We start from the raw sequence: 23,495 nt of genomic DNA, 5'->3' as shown, positions 1-23,495 counted from the left end.
AAGCAGTGTTTCGCGATGTTTCACTGTGTCCGGGCAGTAGCGGCAAATTGGCTGTGCCGTAGAAAAACTCGACGAAAAATATTCACGCGACCGTCGCGAAACGCCGTCAGGCGGACTTACCGTTTGACCATGAAACGACGCGTGACGTATCGCCGCACGTTGCAGCCCGCCGAAACTGCTGCCGGTGATCAGTCTTCAACCCTCGCTTCAGAATGAGCTGGGAAGCGCTCGCGTGGGCTAAAGACTCAGAAATCTCCCAACCGGTCGCAAAGTTCATTCTCGTCCTATTGGCAAACAAGGCAGATGAAAACTTCTCGTGCTATCCCTCCATCCGCACGCTGATGGCTGAGTCCGGCGCCGGCAGGAGCACGGTGTTGCGCGCGCTGAGCTATCTAGAGATGCGCGGCTTCATGACGCGGCGTCCGCAATTTCACGACTCTGGGGCCCGCCGCTCAACCCGTTACTACTTGAATCACCCTCGCGCACAGAATCTTCCACCCGGTCCCGATCCGGGACCCCCTAGTCCCAATGTGGGACCCCCCGGTCCCACATTGGCACGGGGCCCGTCCCACATTGGGACGGGGGCGGTGTCAGAGCGGCACCCTACGGGGGTCCCAAATCGGGACCCCTTGAATCTATCAACCGAATCCCCCTCCGAACCGGGCGACGCCGCGGCGCTGATCCTGCAGACCGTCGTCGATTCGTGGAGGTTGGGGACCCGCAATGCGCACACTCTCTTACCGGCGATCAAGTCCGCGCTGGCGGCCGGCTGGCCGGCTGCAGAACTCACCGACCATCTAATTCGAAACCCGAACGGGGCGCGTGACCCAGTTCGCGTGCTGGCTCACCGTCTCACCGATGCCTGGCAGGCGCCAGAGCCGCCTGTGACGACGCTGCCCTGGTGTGGTGAATGCGGGGACGCGCATTCTCGCACAATCTCGGTCACTAACGCCGACGGATCGGAAGCTGCACGCTTTTGTCCACAGTGCAGCCCGCAACTCCACAGGGACCGTCCATCCATACGAGATTCCGTCAGAATTGTGGAAAGGTGGTGAATTATCTTGGAAAGCAACGTGTTCAATGAGCTGCCCCTGCTGCTCGCAGTTCCCCACGCAGCGCAGCTACTGGGAATCAGTCGGGCTGCAGCCTATCGACTGGTGGCCTCTAACGAGTTGCCCGTTCGTCGACTGGGCGGCCGCATCTACGTTGTGACCGCAGCCCTGCGTGAACTGGTGGCATGGTGAAAGGCGTTGTGCACCAGCGCGGCTCGACGCGGTACCGTCAAGTTCCGACTCCACCGAGCGGGACCCTAGCCTGGCCGATGTCCCTGGATCAACTAGGGCGGCCGCAGTAGCGAACGGCAAACCTGGAAAGCACGGCCGCTAAGCCATGCGCGGCGACGCGCCGCATATATTGCCATCTGGCTCGAAAAATACAGGCGAGGAGACCGACCGATGAGCGCGGAAGCCACTGCCGACCCAACGCCCGCCGATCGCGAAAAGACCAACCGCACCCGCCGCGCACTGCCGATCACCAAGCGCATCGCACGCAACGGGAAAGTCAGCTACACATTCCAGCTCGACGCGGGCATAAAGCCGGATGGCTCCCGCGACCGGCGGCGCTACACCTATGCAACGCTGGCTGAGGCTAAACGTGAATACGCCCGCATTATTACCGAGGCGGCCGCGGGCACTCTGGTCCGGCGCGACAAGGTGACCTTGGGCGCCTTTTTGGCCGAGTGGCTCGACAGCCGCCGCGTGCGACCCAACACGCTCGACGGTTACCGCGCCGCCCTAAAGCCGGTTATCGACCACCTCGGCACGGTGCCTCTACAGCACCTCGACACCCCGCACCTCGACGAGTTGGTGACATTGCGCTTGACCGGCCAACCAATTCCCCAGCGCGCCAAGCGCGGACGCCGTTCCGCCGAGGTGCTGGCCTACCTGCGGGCGCGCCCAGAAGGTGCCGGGTATTCCGACCTGCTGACCACCTTCGGCGAGCCCGGCATCAAAGCGCTCGACCGGCTTGTGTCATCCGGTGATGTGCTGCGTCCGCGGCGCGCGCGATACGTCGCCGCGCAGCCCACCGAACCCGAACGCCCGAAAGTGTCTGGCGGTGTGAGTAACCGGACCGTTTGCGCCATGCTGACCGTCCTGTCGCAGGCACTCACCGCAGCCATGAAACGCGGCCTCGTCGCTCGCAACGTCGCCCAACTCATCGACCGCCCGGCCATCGATCGCCGCGAGATGTCCACGTGGACGCCGCAGCAGGTCGAACGGTTCCGTGAGCATGTGCGCAGCGACCGGCTCTATGCGTGCTGGCTGCTAACGCTCGCCGGCTGGCGACGCTCCGAAGTGCTCGGCCTGACGTGGTCAGCGGTGAGCTTCGACGCCGGGACGGTCAGCGTCGCCCAGGGCCGCGTTGTCGTGCGCGGCGCTGGAACCACCACCGGCGCGCCGAAGTCCGAACGCTCCCGGCGCACACTGCCGATGCCCAGTCACGTCATGGCCGCTTTGCGAGCGCTGAATGCACAGCAAAAGCGCGAAAGACTGGAGCTCGGCCCGACATGGATAGACACGGGCCTCATCGCGGTCAATGAGGACGGCTCCCCCATTCGGCCCGAGACCTACTCCAAAGCATTTCGCCGGCACTGCGCAGCAGCGGGCGTGCCGGCGATCCGGCTGCATGACACCAGACACACCGCCGCGACGCGGATGCTCGACAGCGGCACCACGGTGTCGGCGGCGGCGAAGTGGTTGGGTCACGATCCGGCGATGACACTTCGGGTGTACGGCCACGTGTACGAAGACGCGCTGGCGTCGGCGGGTGATGTGCTACTCGGCGGGATGTCACCCGCCAATGGCAGGGCGTGAAACCCAGCCCCAGCTTTTCCGATACCAGGGCTAAACGGGGATAAGCACCGGGTGCCGGTAGTGGTTCATTCGACGCGCTGAAGCGTGCGGACGGCTTCCTTCAGTGCAATCCGGCCGCAGTCGCCGAGCCAGCCCGCCAAGCCCCCCGGCGGCGCGCGCCGCTGCAGGGTGAGCGCCCGGGCCCCCTGAACGCGGAATCGACCGGGTGTGCGAACCCAGTTGGCACATTCTTGGCACAACGGGGGTTTTTCCGTCAGCCGAATTCAGCTCACCATATGCATCTGACCTGCGCTAAACCTGGTGGGCGCGGACGGTATCGAACCGCCGACCGCTGGTGTGTAAAACCAGAGCTCTACCACTGAGCTACGCGCCCTTATGCCCCGGCGCAGGCTACACGCCGAAAGCCCAACCACCCAAAACTAAACGCGCAACGCCGCCAGCGCCTGGGTCCACACCGCACGATCGCGGGCCTCGCCAGGCTGCTTCATCTCGGCGAACCGGATGATGCCCTCCTTGTCCACCACGAAGGTGCCGCGGTTGGAGATGCCGGCCACTTCGTTGAACACCCCGTAGGCCTGACTGACCTCGCCGTGCGGCCAGAAGTCCGACAGCACCGGAAACAAGAACCCGCTTTGCACCGCCCAGATCTTGTGGGTGGGCGGCGGCCCCACCGAGATGGCTAGCACCGCGCTGTCGTCGTTCTCGAACTCCGGCAGGTTGTCCCGCACCTGGTCCAGCTCGCCCTGGCAGATTCCGGTGAACGCCAGCGGGAAGAACACCAGCAGCACGTTCTTGGCGCCGCGATAGCCGCTGAGCGTGACAGGCTGCTGGTTCTGGTCGCGCAGCGTGAAGTCGGGGGCGGTTGCTCCGACGTCGAGCATCAGCGCTTACCGGTCCGCGACTTCGGCTGAACCAATCTGCTGGCCGCCCAGTTGCCCAGGTTGACCGACGACGTGGGCATCAGGCCCGCAGTCGGGGCTGCCTCGGCGATGTCGGCGGGCAGGACGTGCCCCGGCCGGCCGGTCTTGGGCGTCAGCACCCAGATGACGCCGTCCTCGGCCAGCGGGCTGATTGCGTCCATCAGCAGGTCAACCAGGTCGCCGTCACCGTCGCGGTACCACATCAGGACGACATCGACGACCTCGTCGGTGTCCTCGTCGAGCAATTCGCTGCCGCAGGCATCCTCGACATCAGCGCGGATGTCGTCGTCGGTGTCTTCGTCCCAACCCCACTCTTGGACGACTTGGTCCCGTTGGATGCCCAGTTTGCGAGCGTGATCCGCCGCGACCACCGTGGAACCTCCTAAACAGACGAGAGCAAGACAACCGAGAGCGACGAACGTAATCGTCGCACAGGCACTAGTAGCTTCATACGGCTAACCCACGCACATTTTCAACGCCTTTGTCTTGGCGTCGTTGAGCCGGTCCACCCGCCGGTTGAACTCACCGGTCGAGGCGTGGGTGCCGATCGCGTTGGCGACCTGACGAGCAGCGTCGTTGTAGGTGTTCATCGCGTCGCGCATCTGGCCCGGCAGCGCGTCACTGTAGCTGTTCTCCACCGCCGAGGCGCTGGCGTTCAGCGCGTCGATGGCCGGGCCTTCGGCCGGCCCCGTGTTCTTGCCGCCGTTGAAGGCCGCGACGAAGGCGTTCACCTTGTCGATCGCTTCCTTGCTGGTGGTGGCGAGAGTGTCGCAGGAGGTGCGAATCGCCCTGGTGGTCACCGAGGCGATGCGCTGGGATTCGCGGACGCTGGACGTCACCGACGACGCCGAAACCGACGCGGACACCGAGGACCGGTAGGCGGGGGCGACGTTGGTGTCCGGCGCCCCGGTCCCCTCGGTCACCTTGGTACAGCCGACAATGCCGATCGCCACCACAGCGACGGACCCGAGAGCCAGGGCGCCTCGCCTGGGGAACGCCCCCACGCGCCTGCGAGGGACGGCACGCCATCCGATGAGCACGGGACCTGACGTTACCGGGTCGCGATCCCAACTGCCCCATTAGCACCGACTTCGGTGTGGCACCGGCGAGCGGCACACGGGTACCCGCCGGGCACGCCGGTGCGGCACGATAGAGGGACGACCACTCGAGCATCACCCATGCCAACTACAGGAGCGGAAGTTGACCACCGAGTTCGCCCGCAACGATCTGGCCAAAAACCCAAGCAGCACAAGCGAACCCGATCGCGTCCGGGTGATTCGCGAGGGTGTCGCGTCGTATCTGCCCGACATCGACCCCGAGGAAACCGCGGAGTGGCTGGAGTCGTTCGACGACCTGCTGGCGCGCTCGGGGCCGGCGCGGGCCCGGTATCTGATGCTGCGCATGCTCGAGCGAGCCAGCGAGCAGCGGGTCTCGATCCCGGCGCTGACGTCGACCGACTACGTCAACACCATCCCCACCGAACTGGAACCGTGGTTCCCCGGTGACGAGGACGTGGAACGCCGCTTCCGCACCTGGATCAGGTGGAACGCTGCCATTATGGTGCACCGCGCGCAGCGCCCCGGGGTGGGCGTCGGCGGCCACATCTCGACGTATGCCTCCTCGGCGGCGCTCTACGAGGTGGGCTTCAACCACTTCTTCCGGGGCAAGGCGCACCCCGGCGGCGGCGACCAGGTGTTCATCCAGGGGCACGCCTCCCCCGGCATCTACGCACGGGCCTTCCTCGAGGGCCGGCTGAGTTCGGACCGCCTGGACGGCTTCCGCCAGGAACACAGCCACGCCGGCGGCGGCCTGCCCTCCTACCCGCACCCGCGCCTGATGCGCGACTTCTGGGAATTCCCCACCGTGTCGATGGGGCTGGGCCCGATGAACGCCATCTACCAGGCCCGGTTCAACCACTATCTGCACGACCGCGGCATCAAGGACACCACCGACCAGCACGTCTGGGCCTTCCTGGGCGACGGCGAGATGGACGAGCCGGAAAGCCGCGGACTGATCCAGGTGGCGGCCAACGAAGCGCTGGACAACCTCACCTTCGTGATCAACTGCAACCTGCAGCGCCTGGACGGCCCGGTGCGCGGCAACGGCAAGATCATCCAGGAGCTGGAGTCGTTCTTCCGCGGGGCCGGCTGGAACGTCATCAAGGTCGTGTGGGGCCGCGAATGGGATGCGCTGCTGCACGCCGACCGCGACGGCGCGCTGGTGAACCTGATGAACACCACTCCCGACGGGGATTTCCAGACCTACAAAGCCAACGACGGCGCCTACGTGCGCGACCACTTCTTCGGCCGCGACCCGCGCACCAAGGCGCTGGTCGAGAAGATGAGCGACTCCGAGATCTGGAACCTCAAGCGCGGCGGCCACGACTACCGCAAGGTCTACGCCGCCTACCACGCCGCAGTCGCGCACAAGGGGCAGCCCACGGTCATCCTGGCCAAGACCATCAAGGGCTACTCGCTGGGCGCGCACTTCCAGGGCCGCAATGCCACCCACCAGATGAAAAAGCTTGCGGCTGAGGACCTCAAGCACTTCCGCGACGCCATGCGGATCCCCATCACCGATGCCCAGCTCGAGGAAGACCCGTACCTGCCGCCGTACTACCACCCCGGCCCGGACGCCCCGGAAATCCGCTACCTACTGGACCGGCGCCGCACCCTGGGCGGCTTCGTCCCCGAACGCCGGACCAAGGCCAAGGCGCTCAAGCTGCCCAGTCGCGATGTGTACAAGGCGCTGAAGAAGGGATCGGGCAACCAGGAGGTCGCCACCACCATGGCGCTGGTGCGCACCTTCAAGGAGCTGTTGCGGGACAAGGAGATCGGTCACCGCATCGTCCCCATCATCCCGGACGAGGCACGTACCTTCGGGATGGACTCGTGGTTCCCGTCGCTGAAGATCTACAACCGCAACGGCCAGCTCTACACCGCCGTCGATGCCGAACTGATGCTGGCGTACAAGGAGAGCGAAGTAGGCCAGATCCTGCACGAGGGCATCAACGAGGCCGGCTCGGTGGGTTCGTTCACCGCGGTCGGCACCTCCTACGCCACCCACGACGAGCCGATGATCCCGCTCTACATCTTCTATTCGATGTTCGGGTTCCAGCGCACCGGCGACAGCCTGTGGGCCGCGGCCGACCAGATGGCCCGCGGCTTCGTCCTCGGCGCGACCGCCGGACGGACCACCCTGGTGGGCGAGGGCCTGCAGCACGCCGACGGGCATTCCTTGCTGCTGGCGGCCACCAATCCGGCCGTGGTGTCCTACGACCCGGCGTTCGCCTACGAGATCGCCTACATCGTGGAAAGCGGTCTGGCCAGGATGTTCGGCAAGGACCCGGAGAATGTCTACTTCTACATCACCCTCTACAACGAGCCCTACCCGCAGCCGCCGGAGCCGGAGAACTTCGACCCCGAAGGCCTGCTGCGCGGCATCTACCGCTACCGCTCGGCGAAGGAGCAGCGCTCGAGCACGGCCCAGATCCTGGTGTCCGGGGTCGCGATGCCCTCGGCGCTCAAAGCGGCCGAGATGCTCGCCGACGAATGGGACGTGGCCGCCGACGTGTGGTCGGTGACCAGCTGGGGCGAGCTCAACCGGGACGGTGTGGAGATCGAGAAGCACCGGCTGCGCCACCCGGACGAGCCGGCGGGCGAGGCGTACGTGACGAAGGTGCTCAAAGACACCCGCGGCCCGGTGGTCGCGGTGTCGGACTGGATGCGCGGGGTCCCCGAGCAGATCCGGCCATGGGTGCCCGGCACCTATGTGACGCTGGGTACCGACGGGTTCGGCTTCTCCGACACCCGACCGGCCGCGCGGCGCTACTTCAACACCGACGCCGAGTCGACCGTGGTCGCGGTGCTCGAGGCACTGGCCCGCGACGGGGAGATCGACCCGTCGGTGGCCGTCACCGCCGCGCGCCAGTACAAGATCGACGACGTCCAGGCAGCCCCGGAGCAGACCTCCGACCCGGGCGTCGCTTAGCCCCCGCTCGTTCTCTCGCCGAATGTGCGGCCCGCCGCACCGTCGGTGCCGAGTGTGCGGCTAGGCCCACACTCGGCGCCGAAGCGCCAGGGGCCTTTAGCGGACTCCGACAGAAAAGGGGCGTAGCTTTTAGGGGTGGGCGACAACAACTTGGCGCAGCAGCTTGGGCGTCCCCGGTCGCCGCTGGAGCTGCTGGATACCGTGCCGGACTCCTTATTGCGCAGGTTGAAGCAGTACTCGGGCCGGCTGGCCACCGAAGCCGTCTCGGCCATGCAGGAACGGCTGCCGTTCTTCGCCGACTTGGAAGCCTCCCAGCGCGCCAGCGTGGCACTGGTCGTCCAGACGGCGGTGGTCAACTTCGTCGAGTGGATGCAGGACCCGCACAGCGACGTCAGCTACACCGCGCAGGCCTTCGAACTGGTGCCGCAAGACCTCACCCGGCGCATCGCGCTGCGCCACACCGTGGACATGGTGCGGGTCACCATGGAGTTCTTCGAAGAGGTGGTGCCGCTGCTGGCCCGCTCTGAAGAGCAGTTGACCGCACTGACGGTCGGAATCTTGAAGTACAGCCGCGACCTGGCCTTCACCGCCGCCTCGGCCTACGCCGACGCCGCCGAGGCGCGCGGCAACTGGGACAGCCGGATGGAGGCCAGCGTCGTCGACGCGGTCGTCCGCGGCGACACCGGCCCGGAGCTGCTCTCCCGGGCGGCGGCGCTGAACTGGGACACCACCGCGCCGGCCACCGTCATCGTGGGAACCCCGGCACCGGGACGCGCCGACGGCGAGGCCGGCAGCGAGCGGGCCAGCCAGCATCTGCGTGACATCGCCACGCGACACGGCCGGGCGGCCCTCACCGACGTGCACGGCACCTGGCTCGTTGCGATCGTCTCGGGACAGCTGTCGCTCACCGACAAGTTTCTCAAGGACCTGCTGATCGCCTTCGCCGACGAACCGGTGGTGATCGGGCCGACGGCGCCCATGCTCACCGCCGCCTACCACAGCGCCAGTGAGGCCATCTCCGGCATGAACGCGGTCGCCGGCTGGCGCGGGGCCCCCCGCCCGGTGCTGGCCCGCGAACTGCTCCCGGAACGGGCCCTGATGGGCGACGCGTCGGCGATCGTGGCGCTGCACACCGACGTCATGCGCCCGCTGGCCGACGCCGGGCCGACGCTGGTTGAGACCTTGGATGCTTTCTTAGATTCTGGCGGTGCTATTGAGGCTTGTGCCAGGAAGTTGTTCGTTCATCCAAACACCGTGCGCTATCGGCTCAAGCGGATCACCGACTTCACCGGGCGTGATCCCACCCAGCCGCGCGACGCCTACGTTCTCCGCGTGGCGGCGACGGTAGGCCAGCTCAACTACCCGACGCAGAGTTCCAGCGCCGCCGGTACGTCGGTCCCGCAGCTTCCGTCGCCGGTCAGAGGGGGTTCCGGCGCCGTTTCCGGCCGAAAGTGATTTAGATGACAGATAGCGGGTGTATCTCAAACATGTAGCTTACGGAGCTATTTTGTAGGAGATCTACAAAAACCTAAGACGAGGTTCATAATCTGTTACACCCCGCAAAACCGTCTTCACAGTGTTCTCTTAGACACGTGATCGCTTTGCTTGCGCCCGGACAGGGCTCCCAGACTGAGGGAATGCTGTCGCCATGGCTGGAACTGCCAGGAGCAGCAGACCAGATTTCGGCATGGTCGACGGCCAGCGGCCTGGATCTGGCCCGGCTCGGTACCACGGCATCGACCGAGGAGATCACCGACACCGCCATCGCCCAGCCCCTGATCGTTGCGGCCACCCTGCTGGCCCACCAGGAGCTGACCCGGCGCGGGCTGCTGTCGGGACAGGACCTCATCATCGCGGGCCACTCCGTCGGCGAGATCGCTGCCTACGCGATCGCCGGGGTGCTGGCCGCCGATGACGCCGTCATGCTGGCCGCCACCCGCGGCGCCGAGATGGCCAAGGCGTGCGCAGCCGAGCCCACCGGCATGTCGGCCGTGCTCGGCGGCGACGAGTCGGAGGTGCTCACCCGTCTCGAGCAGCTCGACCTGGTTCCCGCCAACCGCAACGCCGCGGGCCAGATCGTCGCCGCCGGCCGGCTGACCGCGCTGGAGAAGCTTGCCGAGGACCCGCCGGCCAAGGCCCGGGTCCGCGCGCTGGGCGTCGCGGGCGCGTTCCACACCGAATTCATGGCCCCCGCCCTGGAGGGCTACGCCGCAGCGGCTGCCGGCATCGCGACCGCCGAGCCGACGGCCACGCTGCTGTCCAACTACGACGGAAAGCCGGTGACCTCTGCCGCCTCGGCGATGCAGACCCTGGTTTCTCAGCTGACCCGGCCGGTGCGCTGGGACCTGTGCACCGCATTTATGCGGGAAAGCACGGAGAACAATGTGACGGCGATCGTGGAGTTCCCGCCCGCGGGCACTCTGACCGGTATCGCCAAACGCGAACTTCGGGGGGTTCCGACGCGAGCCGTCAAGTCACCCGCAGATCTGGACGAGTTGGCGAACATCTAATCGCCCGCTCTACCCCAGAGCCCAATAAGCACGTCAAATCGGTTTACACACAACATATTACGAAGGGAACTAACTGTGGCCGTCAGTCAGGAAGAAATCATCGCCGGTATCGCCGAGATCATCGAAGAGGTCACCGGTATCGAGCCTTCGGAGGTCACCCCGGAGAAGTCGTTCGTCGACGACCTGGACATCGACTCGCTGTCGATGGTGGAGATCGCCGTGCAGACCGAGGACAAGTACGGCGTGAAGATCCCGGACGAGGACCTCGCCGGCCTGCGCACCGTCGGTGACGTCGTCGCCTACATCCAGAAGCTCGAGGAAGAGAACCCCGAGGCTGCCGAGGCGCTGCGCGCCAAGCTGGAGACCGACAACCCCGAGGCGGCTGCCAACGTCAAGGCGAGGCTGGAAGCAGACAGCAAGTGACCAAGCCTTCCACTGCTAATGGCGGTTACCCCAGCGTTGTGGTAACCGCCGTCGCGGCGACGACATGTCTCGCGCCGGACATCGAGAGCACGTGGAAGAGCTTGCTGGCCGGCGAAAGCGGTATCCACGTCCTCGAAGACGAATTCGTCTCCAAATGGGACCTGCCCGCCAAAATTGGCGGACACCTCAAGGAACCGGTCGACAACCACATGGGCCGCCTGGACATGCGACGGATGTCGTATGTCCAGCGGCTCGCCAAGTGGTTGAGCGGCCAGTTGTGGGAGACCGCCGGCAGCCCCGAGGTTGATCCCGATCGCTTCAGCGTCGTGGTCGGCACCGGATTGGGCGGCGCCGAGCGGATCGTCGAGAGCTATGACCTGATGAACGAGGGTGGCCCCCGCAAGGTGTCGCCGCTCGCCGTTCAGATGATCATGCCCAACGGCGCCGCGGCGGTGGTGGGTCTGCAACTCGGTGCCCGCGCCGGTGTCATCACCCCGGTTTCGGCCTGTTCGTCAGGGTCGGAGGCCATCGCGCACGCGTGGCGTCAGATCGTGATGGGTGACGCCGACTTCGCGGTGTGCGGCGGTGTCGAGGGACCGATCGAGGCGCTGCCGATCGCCGCGTTCTCGATGATGCGGGCCATGTCGACGCGCAACGACGAGCCCGAGCGGGCGTCGCGGCCGTTCGACAAGGACCGGGACGGATTCGTCTTCGGCGAGGCCGGAGCGATGATGATCATCGAGACCGAGGAGCACGCCAAGGCCCGTGGCGCCAAGCCGCTGGCCCGGTTGATGGGTGCCGGTATCACCTCGGATGCCTTCCACATGGTCGCTCCCGCTGCCGACGGCACCCGTGCCGGCGGAGCGATGCGACGGGCAATGGAGTTGGCGGGCCTGTCCCCCAGCGACATCGACCATGTCAACGCGCACGGCACTGCCACACCTATCGGTGACAGTGCCGAGGCCAACGCCATCCGGGTCGCCGGATGCGAAAACGCCGCTGTCTACGCGCCGAAATCGGCGCTCGGACATTCGATCGGCGCCGTCGGCGCACTCGAATCGGCCCTCACGGTGCTGACCCTTCGGGACGGAGTCATACCACCGACATTGAACTATGAGACCCCGGACCCGGAGATCGATCTTGACGTGGTCGCCGGCGAGCCTCGCTACGGCGAGTACCGCTACGCGATCAACAACTCATTCGGGTTCGGCGGCCACAACGTGGCGCTCGCGTTTGGGCGCTACTGAGGCACGGGGTTCGGCGATGATGCGGGCCGCACCCGGCCCGTGCCGGACGAATACGGAAGGAACGTGGCACAAGCCATGACAGAGCTGGTTACCGGGAAAGCATTCCCGAATATTGTCGTTACCGGCATTGCCATGACGACCGCACTGGCAACCGACGCCGAGAACACGTGGAAGTGCTTGCTCGACGGGCAAAGTGGGATTCGGGTCCTCGAGGACGACTTCGTCGAGGAGTTCGACCTGCCGGTGAAGATCGGCGGGCACCTGCTGGAGGAGTTCGACAGTCAACTGACGCGAATCGAACTGCGCCGCACGGGCTACCTGCAGCGGATGTCCACCATCATGGGCCGGCGGGTCTGGGAGAACGCCGGCTCACCGGAGGTCGACACCAACCGGTTGATGGTGTCCATCGGCACCGGGCTGGGTTCCGCCGAAGAGCTCGTCTTCGGGTACGACGAAATGCGGGCGCGTGGCTTCCGAGCCATCTCGCCGTTGACCGTGCAGAAGTACATGCCCAACGGCGCGGCCGCGGCGGTGGGCTTGGAGCGCCACGCCAAAGCCGGTGTGATGACCCCGATTTCGGCGTGCGCGTCAGGAGCCGAGGGCATCGCCCGGGCGTGGCAGCAGGTTGCGCTCGGCGAGGCCGACATCGCGATCTGCGGTGGTGTGGAAACCAAGATCGAGGCGGTGCCGATCGCGGGGTTCGCCAACATGCGAATCGTCATGTCCACCAACAACGACGACCCGCAAGGTGCCTGCCGCCCGTTCGACAAGGACCGCGACGGCTTCGTGTTCGGTGAGGCCGCCGCGTTGATGGTGATCGAGACCGAGGAGCACGCCAAGGCCCGCGGCGCCAACATCCTGGCCCGCATCATGGGCGCCAGCATCACCTCGGACGGCTTCCACATGGTGGCGCCCGACCCCAACGGGATTCGCGCCGGACACGCGATCACGCGGGCAATCCAGCTCGCCGGTCTGCAGCCGAGCGACATCGGCCACGTCAACGCGCACGCCACCGGCACTCAGGTCGGCGACGTGGCCGAGGGCAGGGCGATCAACAACGCTCTCGGCAGCAACAAGCCGGCGGTGTTCGCCCCGAAAGGTGCTCTCGGGCACTCGGTGGGTGCGGTCGGTGCCGTGGAGTCCATCCTGACCGTGCTTGCATTGCGGGATCAGGTCATTCCGCCGACACTGAACCTGGTCAACCTCGACCCCGAGATCGACCTCGACGTGGTGGCGGGCAAGCCCCGGTCCGGCAACTTCGAGTACGCGATCAACAACTCGTTCGGGTTCGGCGGTCACAACGTGGCGATCGCGTTCGGGCGTTACTAGAAAGCTCCAAGGATCACGGGATAAACCCAGAGCACCACAGGCGAATTAGGAGATCTGCGATGACAATCATGGCCCCTGAGGCGGTTGGCGAGTCGCTCGACCCCCGCGATCCGCTGCTGCGTTTGAGCAACTTCCTCGACGACGGCAGCATCGAGCTGCTTCACGAGCGGGACCGCTCGGGTGTGCTGGCCGCAGCGGGCACCGTCAACGGCGTACGCACCGTTGCCTTCTGCACCGACGGCACCGTCATGGGCGGCGCCATGGGAGTCGAGGGTTGCGCCCACATCGTCAACGCGTACGACACCGCCATCGAGGAGCAGTGCCCGATCGTGGGCATCTGGCACTCGGGTGGCGCACGGCTTGCCGAGGGCGTCAAAGCGCTGCACGCGGTCGGGCTGACCTTCGAGGCCATGATCCGGGCATCCGGCTACATCCCGCAGATCTCGGTGGTCGTCGGCTTCGCGGCCGGCGGCGCCGCCTACGGGCCGGCCCTGACCGACGTCATCGTGATGGCGCCGGAGAGCCGGGTCTTCGTCACCGGGCCCGACGTGGTCCGCAGCGTCACCGGCGAGGACGTCGACATGGCGTCCCTCGGTGGGCCCGAAACCCACCACAAGAAGTCCGGGGTGTGCCACATCGTCGCCGACGACGAACTCGACGCCTTCGAGCGTGGTCGCCGGCTGGTCGGATTGTTCTGCCAGCAGGGACATTTCGACCGCAGCAAGGCCGAGGCCGGCGACACCGACATCAGGGCGCTGCTGCCTGAGTCGTCGCGACGGGCTTACGACGTGCACCCGATCGTCAGCGCCGTGCTCGACTCGGACGCGCCTTTCGAGGAATTCCAGGCCAAGTGGGCGCCGTCGATGGTGGTCGGCCTGGGCCGCTTGTCGGGCCGGACGGTCGGCGTGCTGGCGAACAACCCGCTGCGCCTGGGCGGTTGCTTGAACTCCGAAAGTGCCGAGAAGGCAGCGCGTTTCGTGCGGTTGTGCGACGCGTTCGGTATCCCGCTGGTGGTCATCGTCGACGTGCCGGGGTATCTGCCCGGTGTCGACCAGGAGTGGGGTGGCGTGGTGCGCCGCGGCGCGAAGCTGCTGCACGCCTTCGGTGAGGCGACGGTTCCGCGGGTCACCCTGGTGACGCGAAAGATCTACGGCGGGGCCTACATTGCGATGAACTCCCGCTCGCTGAACGCGACGAAGGTGTTCGCCTGGCCGGACGCCGAGGTTGCGGTGATGGGCGCCAAGGCGGCCGTCGGCATCCTGCACAAGCGCAAGCTGGCCGCCGCACCGGACCACGAGCGTGAGGCCCTGCACGACGAGTTGGCCGCTGAGCACGAGCGCATCGCCGGTGGTGTGGACAGCGCCATCGACATCGGTGTGGTCGACGAGAAGATCGACCCGTCGCACACCCGCAGCAAGCTCACCGAGGCGCTGGCGCAGGCGCCGGCTCGCCGCGGACGCCACAAGAACATCCCGCTGTAAATCCTCGCGAGCGGGGGCCAGCTCCCTACGCGAGCAGGGGCACCACCCACTCGCGAGCAGGGGTCACCACCCACTCGCGAGCAGACGCAAAATCGCACGATTTCCTTCGGGAAACGTGCGATTTTGCGACTGCTCACCCCAGGGCCAGGATCGCGCTCAGCGCCTGTTGCAGTGCGCCGGCCGGGTCGTCCGGCATCTCCTCCACTCTCCATCCCACGAAATCGTCGGGGCGCACCAGCAGCGCTCCCGTCGCGCCTAAACCGGTGACGTCCAACCACTCTGGCTCATCGATGCGGTGCATGGCGACCTGGAGACCGGCCGCTGCGGCACGCCACCGCTCGTCAGCAGACAGCAGCGTGAACCGGGGTCCCAGCAGGTCGAGCGTCGACATCCGGTTCCCGTCGCGCTGCAGCCACACGTGTGGAACTCGGGTGCCGGGCTGTCCGCGCAACTCCTGCACCAGCTCCAACGCCCCGGGATCGGGATCGTCGGTCAGCACCGCAGCCGACCGATACCGGTAGCCGATCAGCAGCTCGAACATCGAGCACTCCTGCTCGGGCGCTAAACGTGGCCGCTGGTCTCCCAATTCGAGAGTGGCCAGCGTGGGGCCCGTCAGTGACTGGTGGGCGGCGAACCGGCCGACCGGGTGCCGTTCGCTGTGATAACTCGACAGCAGCGCCGGTCCGGCCCGGCCCTGCAGCACCGCTGCCAGCTTCCAGGCGAGGTTGTGCGCACTCTGAATGGCGGTATTGGCTCCGCCGGCTTTGAACGGTGGCATGGTATGCGCGCAATCGCCGACCAGAAGGACACGGCCACAACAGAATTGATCCGCAACCTGTTCATAGGGCTGCCACGAGGCGACCTCGATGATCTGTACCTCGGCCCGCTGTCCGATTGCCGCGGTCACCAATTCGGCGCACCGCTCGGGCGTGAACTGTTGGGCCGTTTCGCCTTTGGCGGGAAAATAGGTCGTGATGAACATGCCGCGGTCCTCGTCGACCGCGAGGAAGATGCCGGGCGCGGCCGGATTGCTGATCTGCACCGCATCGCCGTTGGTGAGATCCGGAGCGAACCGGCGCCATGCACAGCGAAAGTAGATGAACACCACGAAGATCGGCAACGCGCCGTAGCCGGAAGTCGGTACCGACAGCGCCTTGCGGATCGGGCTGTGCACCCCGTCGGCCGCAATCAGATACTCGGCCCACACTATCTGCGATCGCCCGGATTCCCGGTCGGCAAGGATCGCCGAGACACCGTCGCCGTCCTGCTCGAACGACACCAGTTCGGTCCCATAGCGCACTTCACTGCCGCGAGTGCGGGCCGCTCGCAACAACATCGGCTCCGACTCGCTCTGCGGGCAGTACTGCGCGGCGGGCTCGGGACTCACCGCGTCCAGGCCGGCGAATATCGCATCCATATCGATCGCCGGGTGCCCCGGGGCCGTGCTGGCCAGGGTCGGCTTGACCACCATGGTGGACACCCGCTCCGCCACGGCGTGCACCTCGTCGCCCAGACCGAGCCCGCGCAGAATTTCCAGGCTGCGAAAGCTCAGGTTGCGCGCCTTGGGATAGACGAAGGTCTCGTGCCGCCGATCGACCAGCAACGAACGCACGCCGTGCTGCGCGAGCAACGCCGACGTCGCCAGGCCGCCCACCCCGGCTCCGACGATCAATACCCGACGGTCCTCCCCCGTCACGGTTACGAAGCTACAACTCGCGCCCGGCCATGGCGAGGGTCAGCCGACACCTGCCAGGAACTCCTCAGCTACCGCGACCGCCTTCTCGCGGTCACGCGGCACCAGACCGATACGGGTCCGGCGATCGAGAATGTCACCGACGTCCAGTGCGCCCTCGTGGGTCACGGCGTACTCGAACTCCGCCCGCGTCACGTCGATGCCGTCGGCGACCGGCTCGGTCGGCCGCTCGCAGGTGGCCACCGCAACCACGTTGGCCGCATCGGCGCCGTACCGCGCCACCATGGACGCCGGCACGTTACCCGGCCCCGCGGCGGGGCCCGGGTTGGCCGACGCCCCGATCAGCGGCAGGTTGCGGGTCCGGCACTGCCCGGCGCGCAACGTGCGCAACTCGATCGCCCGGTTGAGCACATCCTCTGCCATGTAACGGTATTCGGTGAGTTTGCCACCCACCACGCTGATCACACCGGTCGGCGATTCGAAGATGGCGTGGTCGCGGGATACGTCGGCGGTCCGGCCCGAACCGGTGTCGATCAGCGGCCGCAGCCCGGCGTAAGACCCGATCACGTCCGACGACGAAACGGTGGTGCCCAGCGCGGTGTTTACCGTGTCCAGCAGGAAGGCGATCTCTGCCGAAGAGGGCTCCGGGACATCGGGAATCGGGCCGGGCGCATCCTCGTCGGTCAGCCCGAGGTAGATCCGGCCGAGTTGCTCGGGCATGGCGAACACAAACCTGTTCACCTCGCCCGGGATCGGAATGGTCAGCGCCGCAGTCGGATTGCCGAACGCCGCCGCGTCGAACACCAGATGGGTTCCGCGGCTGGGCCGTAGCTTCAAGGCCGGGTCGATGTCACCGCCCCACACCCCGGCCGCATTGATCACCGCGCCGGCCTTCACCTCGAACGACTCGCCGGTCCGCTGGTCGGTCAGCCGCACCGAGGTGGCGGTGGCCTCCGAGGCGGCCACATAGGTCAAGATCCGGGCGCCGTGCTGGGCCGCGGTGCGCGCCACGGCCGTCACCAGCCGCGCATCGTCGATCAACTGCCCGTCGTAGTTGAGCAGTCCCCCCGCCAGGCCGTCGCGCTTCACCGTGGGTGCCAGCTCGACCACCCGGCTTGCCGAGATCCGCCGCGACCGGGGCAACGTCGAGGACGACGTGCCCGCCATCACCCGCAGCGCGTCACCGGCCAGAAAGCCGACCCGCACCAGGGCACGGTTGAAGTGGTTCATCGCCGGCAGCAGGGGAACCAGCTGCGGCATCGCGTGCACCAGATGAGGGGCGTTGCGCGACATCAGGATTCCGCGCTCGATGGCGCTGCGGCGCGCGATGCCGATATTGCCGCTGGCCAGGTAGCGCAGACCGCCGTGCACCAGTTTCGAACTCCACCGGCTGGTGCCGAACGCGAGGTCGTGTTTCTCCACCAGCGCGGTGCGCAGGCCGCGCGACGCGGCGTCCAGGGCGATGCCGACGCCGGTGATGCCACCACCGATGACGACGACGTCGAGCTCGGCGCCGTCGGCCAGGGCGGTGAGGTCTGCGGTGCGACGAGCGGCGTTGAGCGCGGTCAGGTTCTCCATCACGACAGGTATCCGTTCAGTGTGTAGGCGAGTTGGGTGGCCAGGGCCTCGTCGTCGAGGATCGGTTTGACGATGTCGGCGGATTGGATGGTGGACTGGGCGATCAGCAGAATCATGGTCGCGAACTGACGGGGGTCACCGGGCCGGACGGTGCCGGCCCGCTGCGCCTCGGCCAGCCGCTGGGCCAGCCCTTCGATCAGGAACTGCTGGCTGGCACCCAGGCGCTCGGTGATGTAGACCCGGGCCAGCTCCGAGTGCATCACCGACATGATCAGCTCGTCGCGGCGCAACCGGTCGGCCACCGCCACCACCTGCCGAACCAGCGCCTCCCGGTCGTTGCCGGCGAAAGGCACCTCGCGCATCACGTTGGTGATGTGGTCGGTCAGCAGCGTCGACATGATCGACTGCGTGTCCGGCCATCGGCGGTAGACCGTCGGACGGCTCACGCCGGCGCGGCGGGCGATCTCGGCGAGAGTCACCCGGTCGGCACCGAAATCGACCACGCAGCTGGCCGCCGCAGCTAATATTCGGTCCCCGGTATCCAAATTTGGGTCATTACTCATTGACACCATGTGTAATACTGTAACGCATGACGCACCTTGAGGAACTCCTTCCGCCGATGAAATGGAACGCGTGGGGGGATCCCGCCGCGGCCAAGCCACTCTCCGATGGAATCCGCGGTCTGCTGAAGCAGGTTGTGGGCCTTGAAGATTCGGATGAGGACGAGCTGCAGCCCGACGAGGTGAAGCTGCGCGAATGCGCCCTGTCGCAGGAAGCCCGGGACGGGCTCGCCAAGATCGTCGGCAGCGAGTACTTCCGTACCGCTGACCGCGACCGGTTGCTGCGCGCCGGCGGGAAGTCCACCCCCGACATGCTGCGCCGCAAAGACCGCGGCGTCCAGGATGCGCCCGACGCGGTGCTGCTCCCCGGCGATGACGACACGGTCTTGGAAATATTGCGCTACTGCTCCGACCACGGCATCGCAGTCGTCCCGTTCGGCGGCGGCACCAATGTCACCGGGGGCCTGGATCCCACCCGCGGGCAGTTCGCCGCCGTCATCTCGCTGGATCTGCGTCGCTTCGACGAGTTGCACTCCCTGGACCCGGTGTCGGGCATCGCGGAACTGGGCGGCGGCGTCACCGGCCCGGACGCCGAACGCCTGCTCGGCGAACACGGTTTCTCCCTCGGGCACTTCCCGCAGAGCTTCGAGTACGCCACCATCGGCGGTTTCGCGGCGACCCGCTCGTCCGGCCAGGACTCCGCCGGCTACGGCCGGTTCAACGACATGATCATCGGACTGCGCATGGTCACCCCCGTCGGCATCTGGGACCTGGGGCGGGTGGCGGCTTCGGCCGCCGGTCCGGATCTGCGTCAGCTGGCCATCGGCTCCGAAGGCACCCTGGGGGTCATCACCAAGGTGCGATTGCGGGTGCACCCCGTCCCGGAGACCACCCGCTACGAGGCGTGGTCGTTCCCGGACTTCGCAACCGGGGTCGCCGCATTGCGGGCCATCACCCAGACCGGCACCGGCCCCACCGTGGTGCGCCTTTCGGATGAGGCGGAGACCGGCATCAACCTCGCCACTCACGAGACGATCGGTGAAAACCAAAGCAGCGGTGGATGTCTGGGTCTGACGCTGTTCGAGGGCACCAAGGAGCACGCCGAGAGCCGGCACGCCGAGACCCGGGCGCTGCTGGAAGCCAGCGGCGGCACCTCGCTGGGCGAAGGCCCGGCCAAGACCTGGGAGCACGGCCGGTTCAGCGCGCCGTACCTGCGCGACTCACTGCTGGCCGCGGGCGCGCTCTGCGAGACGCTGGAGACCGCCACCGACTGGTCCAACATTCCCGCCCTCAAAGCCGCCGTCACCGAGGCGCTGACCAGTTCGCTGGGCGAGTCGGGCACCCCGGCGCTGGTGATGTGCCATGTATCGCACGTCTACCCCACCGGCGCCTCGCTGTACTTCACCGTGGTCGCCGGCCAGCGCGGCAATCCGGTCGAGCAGTGGTGGGCGGCGAAGAAGGCGGCGTGTGACGCGATCATGGCCACCGGTGGCACCATCACCCACCACCATGCCGTCGGAGCCGACCACCGGGCATGGATGCGAGACGAAGTGGGCGACCTCGGGGTGCAATTGTTGCGCGCGGCCAAGGCCACCCTGGATCCAGCCGGAATTCTCAACCCCGGCAAACTGATTCCGTGACGCAGCAGTCCCCCGTCCTGAGCCGGCGCGAGATCGCCAAGGTCACCGCGCTGACCAATCCCCTGTCGGGACACGGTGCCGCGATCGAGGCGGCGCAACGCGCGATCGCCCGGTTCCACAAACGCGGCATCGAAGTCGTCGAGATCATCGGCGACGGCGCCGAAGACGCACGCTTTCTGGTCGCCGCGGCGCTGGAGAAGGGCACCGACGCGGTCGTCGTCACCGGCGGCGACGGCGTCATCTCCAACGCCCTGCAGGTGCTGGCGCAAACCGATGTGCCGCTGGGGATCATCCCGGCGGGCACCGGTAACGACCACGCGCGTGAATTCGGTATCCCCACCAAGGATCCCGAAGCCGCGGCGGACATCGTGGTGGACGGCTGGACGGAAACCATTGACCTGGGCCGGATCCGCGACCAGCACGGCGTCAACAAGTGGTTCGGCACCGTGGCGGCAACGGGATTCGACTCGCTGGTGACCGATCGGGCGAACCGGATGACCTGGCCGCACGGGCGGATGCGGTACTACATCGCCATGTTCGCCGAGCTGTCGCAATTGCGGTTGCTGCCGTTCCGGCTGGTGCTCGACGGGCAGCAGGTGATCGAAACCGACCTCACCATGACAGCGTTCGGCAACACCCGCAGCTACGGCGGCGGGATGCTGATCTGCCCGAACGCCGACCGGTCGGACGGCCTGCTGGATCTGACCATGGTGCGGTCAGAGTCGCGCACGAAGCTGATCCGCTTCTTCCCCACCGCCCTCAAAGGCACGCATGTGGGGCTCGACGAAGTCACCACCGCGCGAGCCAAGACCGTCGAAGTCGAATGCCCCGGCATCAACGTGTACGCCGACGGTGACTTCGCCTGTCCGCTGCCGGCCGAGATCTCCGCGGTTCCGGCCGCGCTGCAGGTGCTGAGGCCGGCCCACAAGGTGTAACGAACCGGTCACGCGACGCGACATGTTCAGCATGTCAGTGTTCGTCAAGACCGGGTTGGCCGCGGTAGCGGCCATAGGGGTTCCGTTGTGCGTGGCGCCGGTGGCGCACGCGGGTGAAGTCGCCTCCTGGAACGGTGAATACCTCGTCGTGCTCGGCGCCAACGCCAAATCCGGCACCAGTGTGGCAGCGGGCCAGCCCGAATTCGCCCACCGCTCCACCGTCTCCTTCACCTCCAGCTGCGCCGCGGGCGTCTGCGTCGCCACGGTCGACAACCCGCCGGTACCGAAGAACGAATCGATGCCCCGGACAATCGAATTCACCTGGAACGGCTCGCAATGGGTGCGCGAGATGACCTGGAAATGGGACTGCCTGCTGCCGGACGGCACCATCGAATACGACCCGGCCAAATCGATAACCGTCTACACCCCAGGGCAATACGGCATTCTCACCGGCGTCTTCCACACCGATATCGCCAGCGGCACCTGCGCGGGCAATGTCGATATGCCGGTGTCGGCCAAGCCGATATCAGGGCCCGTCACCTAAGTGCCCGTCCGCGAGACGGCGTCGATCAGCAAGCACTGATCGACCATTTCGCGCACGTTCCCGCGACGTAATCCACGTCCGCCGCACCACTGCGTGAGCATAACGCGCAAAACCCTGCAATCGTCGTTTACTCCGGCTATCGACCACAACCGTGACGGCTCGCCGCCGAATTCCTAGGTTTGTGATCAACCGATTGGCAGGCGCGCTCCGCCCAACCACGCACAGGATTTCCGCCGGCGAAATCCAGGCACCCCAGTGGTTTTGCCTGCCATACACGGCCGGCACACGCGAAAGGGATCGAGCGATGGTAGGACTGGGCACGATCAACGAATGGCGACCGCCGCACGGGCTGGTCACCACCTGGACGGCCACCCCGGCGGCACGCGCCGCGGCACGGACGGCGCCGCACAGCACTCTGGCTCCCAGTTACCAACGGGAGCAACACCTTCGGTCGGCCCTGGCCGCTCAGGAAGCCGGCCACACCCTGCCCCGGTTGATGGTCGTGGCCTGGGACATCGCCGGCACCTGCGACATCGGCGCAATGACGGCCGCGATCAACACCCATGTGCGCCGCCACGACAGCTACCACGACTGGTTCGAATTCGACGGTGCGGCAATCCAGCGCCGGCGCATCGAGAACCCCGATGTCATCGCCTTCCACCCCGTCCAATTCGGCCGGATGAACACCGAACAGATACGCAACCATGCGCTGACCAGCACCCCGGGCACGCTGGAGTGGGGCTGCATCACCTTCGGGGTCATCCAGCACGCCGACTACTTCACCTTCTACACCAGCGTCGACCATCTCTACATCGACGGCATGTCGGCCGGCCTGATCTTCTTCGATATCCATCTCTCCTATGACGCGCTGACGCAGAACCCGGCGCAGCAACCCGTCACTCCGGAGATCGCCAGCTATCGGCGTTACGCGGCGCGGCAGCACGAGCGGATAGCGCGCCTGACGCTCACCTCGCCAGAGGTCAGGGAGTGGATCTCCTTCATGGAGGGCACCGGTGGACACTGGCCCCGTTTCCCGCTTCCGCTCGGGGACGTCGATGTCACCACCACGGGCGACTTTCTGACGGTCGACCTGCTCGACGCCGCCGGGACGGAATCGTTCGACGCCGCCTGCCGGGCCGCCGGTGCCCGCTTCAGTGGCGGTGTCCTGGCCTGTGCCGCGCAGGCCGAGCATGACCTGACCGGCGCCACGACCTACTACGGATTCACCCCCTACGACACCCGTACACCCGGCCTGGACACTCTCACCGTCGGCTGGTTCGCCAGCCTGGTACCGATCAGTGTCTCCATCGGCTCCGGATCCTTCCCCCGGATGGCCCGCGCCGCGCAGGAATCGTTCGACGCCGCCAAGCGTCTGGCCGGTGTCCCGTTCGACCGGGTACTGCAACTGGCGACGCCGGAACAGCTGGGAATCGCGCCCCCCGAGCGTTCGGAATCGATGGTGTCGTTCATCGACGTCCGCAAGCTACCCCTGGCGCCCTTGTTCGAACAAACGAACTTCGGCGCCTACGGCGACAATCTGTCACGCGGCGGGGTCAACGTCTGGATCACCCGGCACGCCGACAAGACCACCGCGACCATCTCCTTTCCGGATAACCCGGAGGCACGCACGTCGGTACGCCGCTACCTCTCGGCACTGGCCGGAGCCTTCGCGCGCATCGTCGCCCCGTCCACCCCGCCGTGGCTGGAAGAGGTTGCCGAGCATGCGAACTCGGGGCAGGGCATTCCGGTCATCAGCAAGGGATCGGTGTGAG

At 66.7% G+C, this 23,495-nt stretch carries 20 protein-coding genes and 1 tRNA gene; 14 read left to right on the top strand and 7 right to left on the bottom strand.

The annotated features are described in order from the left end of the window. The first annotated feature begins 212 nt into the window (after positions 1 to 212). The 3 genes from QXK92_RS01595 (at position 213) to QXK92_RS01585 (ending at position 2,873) form a co-directional block, all read left to right on the top strand. Positions 213 to 1,055, top strand: a complete 843-nt coding sequence (locus tag QXK92_RS01595; RefSeq protein WP_306239925.1) for a helix-turn-helix domain-containing protein — start codon at positions 213 to 215, stop codon at positions 1,053 to 1,055. 6 nt (positions 1,056 to 1,061) lie between these two features. Continuing rightward, positions 1,062 to 1,244, top strand: a complete 183-nt coding sequence (locus tag QXK92_RS01590) for a helix-turn-helix domain-containing protein (protein ID WP_306239924.1) — start codon at positions 1,062 to 1,064, stop codon at positions 1,242 to 1,244. Between the two features lie 210 nt (positions 1,245 to 1,454). Beyond that, positions 1,455 to 2,873: a site-specific integrase gene (locus QXK92_RS01585; protein WP_306239922.1), complete on the top strand. Its 1,419-nt coding sequence runs from the start codon at positions 1,455 to 1,457 to the stop codon at positions 2,871 to 2,873. A 298-nt stretch (positions 2,874 to 3,171) separates the two neighbouring features. Here QXK92_RS01585 and QXK92_RS01580 read toward each other — a convergent pair. The 4 genes from QXK92_RS01580 to QXK92_RS01565 all read right to left on the bottom strand — a co-directional run bounded on the left by QXK92_RS01580 (position 3,172) and on the right by QXK92_RS01565 (position 4,833). After that, positions 3,172 to 3,246, bottom strand: a tRNA-Val gene (locus QXK92_RS01580). A gap of 46 nt (positions 3,247 to 3,292) precedes the next feature. Further along, the gene (locus QXK92_RS01575) at positions 3,293 to 3,754 is read right to left on the bottom strand and encodes a peroxiredoxin (RefSeq protein ID WP_306239920.1); all 462 of its coding nucleotides are present in this window, start codon (positions 3,752 to 3,754) and stop codon (positions 3,293 to 3,295) included. Next, complete coding sequence (locus tag QXK92_RS01570) at positions 3,754 to 4,164, bottom strand: DUF3052 domain-containing protein (protein WP_306239919.1); 411 nt, start codon at positions 4,162 to 4,164, stop codon at positions 3,754 to 3,756. The genes QXK92_RS01575 and QXK92_RS01570 overlap by 1 nt, the downstream gene beginning before the upstream one ends. An 84-nt stretch (positions 4,165 to 4,248) precedes the next feature. Beyond that, positions 4,249 to 4,833, bottom strand: a complete 585-nt coding sequence (locus QXK92_RS01565; protein WP_306239918.1) for a hypothetical protein — start codon at positions 4,831 to 4,833, stop codon at positions 4,249 to 4,251. 160 nt (positions 4,834 to 4,993) lie between these two features. Here QXK92_RS01565 and aceE point away from each other — a divergent pair, with 160 nt between their 5' ends. The 7 genes from aceE (at position 4,994) to QXK92_RS01530 (ending at position 14,773) form a co-directional block, all read left to right on the top strand. Continuing rightward, positions 4,994 to 7,783, top strand: a complete 2,790-nt coding sequence (aceE, locus tag QXK92_RS01560; RefSeq protein ID WP_306239917.1) for a pyruvate dehydrogenase (acetyl-transferring), homodimeric type — start codon at positions 4,994 to 4,996, stop codon at positions 7,781 to 7,783. Positions 7,784 to 7,918: 135 nt separating this feature from the next. Continuing rightward, a complete protein-coding gene (locus tag QXK92_RS01555) occupies positions 7,919 to 9,238 on the top strand; it encodes a CdaR family transcriptional regulator (RefSeq protein ID WP_306239916.1) in 1,320 nt (439 codons plus the stop codon). Positions 9,239 to 9,375: 137 nt separating this feature from the next. Beyond that, positions 9,376 to 10,293, top strand: a complete 918-nt coding sequence (locus QXK92_RS01550; protein ID WP_306239915.1) for an ACP S-malonyltransferase — start codon at positions 9,376 to 9,378, stop codon at positions 10,291 to 10,293. Between the two features lie 75 nt (positions 10,294 to 10,368). After that, a complete protein-coding gene (gene acpM / locus QXK92_RS01545) occupies positions 10,369 to 10,716 on the top strand; it encodes a meromycolate extension acyl carrier protein AcpM (RefSeq protein WP_055577195.1) in 348 nt (115 codons plus the stop codon). Continuing rightward, on the top strand, positions 10,713 to 11,963 hold the full coding sequence (gene kasA, locus QXK92_RS01540; protein WP_306239913.1) for a 3-oxoacyl-ACP synthase KasA: 1,251 nt from the start codon (positions 10,713 to 10,715) through the stop codon (positions 11,961 to 11,963). The genes acpM and kasA overlap by 4 nt, the downstream gene beginning before the upstream one ends. Before the next feature lie 75 nt (positions 11,964 to 12,038). Further along, on the top strand, positions 12,039 to 13,292 hold the full coding sequence (kasB, locus tag QXK92_RS01535; RefSeq protein WP_306239912.1) for a 3-oxoacyl-ACP synthase KasB: 1,254 nt from the start codon (positions 12,039 to 12,041) through the stop codon (positions 13,290 to 13,292). A gap of 59 nt (positions 13,293 to 13,351) precedes the next feature. Next, positions 13,352 to 14,773, top strand: a complete 1,422-nt coding sequence (locus QXK92_RS01530; RefSeq protein WP_306239911.1) for an acyl-CoA carboxylase subunit beta — start codon at positions 13,352 to 13,354, stop codon at positions 14,771 to 14,773. A gap of 133 nt (positions 14,774 to 14,906) precedes the next feature. Here the strand turns inward: QXK92_RS01530 and QXK92_RS01525 are convergent, their stop codons facing one another. Genes QXK92_RS01525 through QXK92_RS01515 form a run of 3 tightly spaced genes read right to left on the bottom strand, consistent with a single transcriptional unit; the run spans position 14,907 to position 18,616 of the window. Then, positions 14,907 to 16,469 carry an FAD-dependent monooxygenase gene (locus tag QXK92_RS01525; RefSeq protein ID WP_306239910.1) on the bottom strand — a complete coding sequence of 521 codons (1,563 nt, stop codon included), beginning with the start codon at positions 16,467 to 16,469 and terminating at the stop codon, positions 14,907 to 14,909. Between the two features lie 39 nt (positions 16,470 to 16,508). Continuing rightward, complete coding sequence (locus QXK92_RS01520) at positions 16,509 to 18,044, bottom strand: glycerol-3-phosphate dehydrogenase/oxidase (protein ID WP_306244099.1); 1,536 nt, start codon at positions 18,042 to 18,044, stop codon at positions 16,509 to 16,511. Beyond that, a complete protein-coding gene (locus tag QXK92_RS01515; protein WP_306239909.1) occupies positions 18,044 to 18,616 on the bottom strand; it encodes a TetR/AcrR family transcriptional regulator in 573 nt (190 codons plus the stop codon). The genes QXK92_RS01520 and QXK92_RS01515 overlap by 1 nt, the downstream gene beginning before the upstream one ends. Before the next feature lie 47 nt (positions 18,617 to 18,663). Between QXK92_RS01515 and QXK92_RS01510 the strand changes: the two genes are divergently transcribed. The 4 genes from QXK92_RS01510 (at position 18,664) to QXK92_RS01495 (ending at position 23,494) form a co-directional block, all read left to right on the top strand. Then, complete coding sequence (locus QXK92_RS01510) at positions 18,664 to 20,244, top strand: FAD-binding oxidoreductase (protein ID WP_306244098.1); 1,581 nt, start codon at positions 18,664 to 18,666, stop codon at positions 20,242 to 20,244. Between the two features lie 17 nt (positions 20,245 to 20,261). Beyond that, entirely contained in the window at positions 20,262 to 21,179 is a 918-nt protein-coding gene (locus tag QXK92_RS01505) for a diacylglycerol kinase (RefSeq protein ID WP_306244095.1), read from the top strand. A 31-nt stretch (positions 21,180 to 21,210) separates the two neighbouring features. Then, a complete protein-coding gene (locus QXK92_RS01500) occupies positions 21,211 to 21,723 on the top strand; it encodes a hypothetical protein (RefSeq protein WP_306239908.1) in 513 nt (170 codons plus the stop codon). 304 nt (positions 21,724 to 22,027) lie between these two features. After that, positions 22,028 to 23,494, top strand: coding sequence for a condensation domain-containing protein (locus tag QXK92_RS01495; protein ID WP_306239907.1), 1,467 nt, complete (start codon positions 22,028 to 22,030; stop codon positions 23,492 to 23,494). Position 23,495 lies beyond the last annotated feature (1 nt).

This window comes from Mycobacterium sp. TY815, assembly GCF_030755135.1.
Taxonomy (GTDB): domain Bacteria; phylum Actinomycetota; class Actinomycetes; order Mycobacteriales; family Mycobacteriaceae; genus Mycobacterium.
The sequence above is the reverse complement of the archived record's forward strand: the minus strand, read 5'-3'. Positions and strand labels throughout refer to the sequence as shown.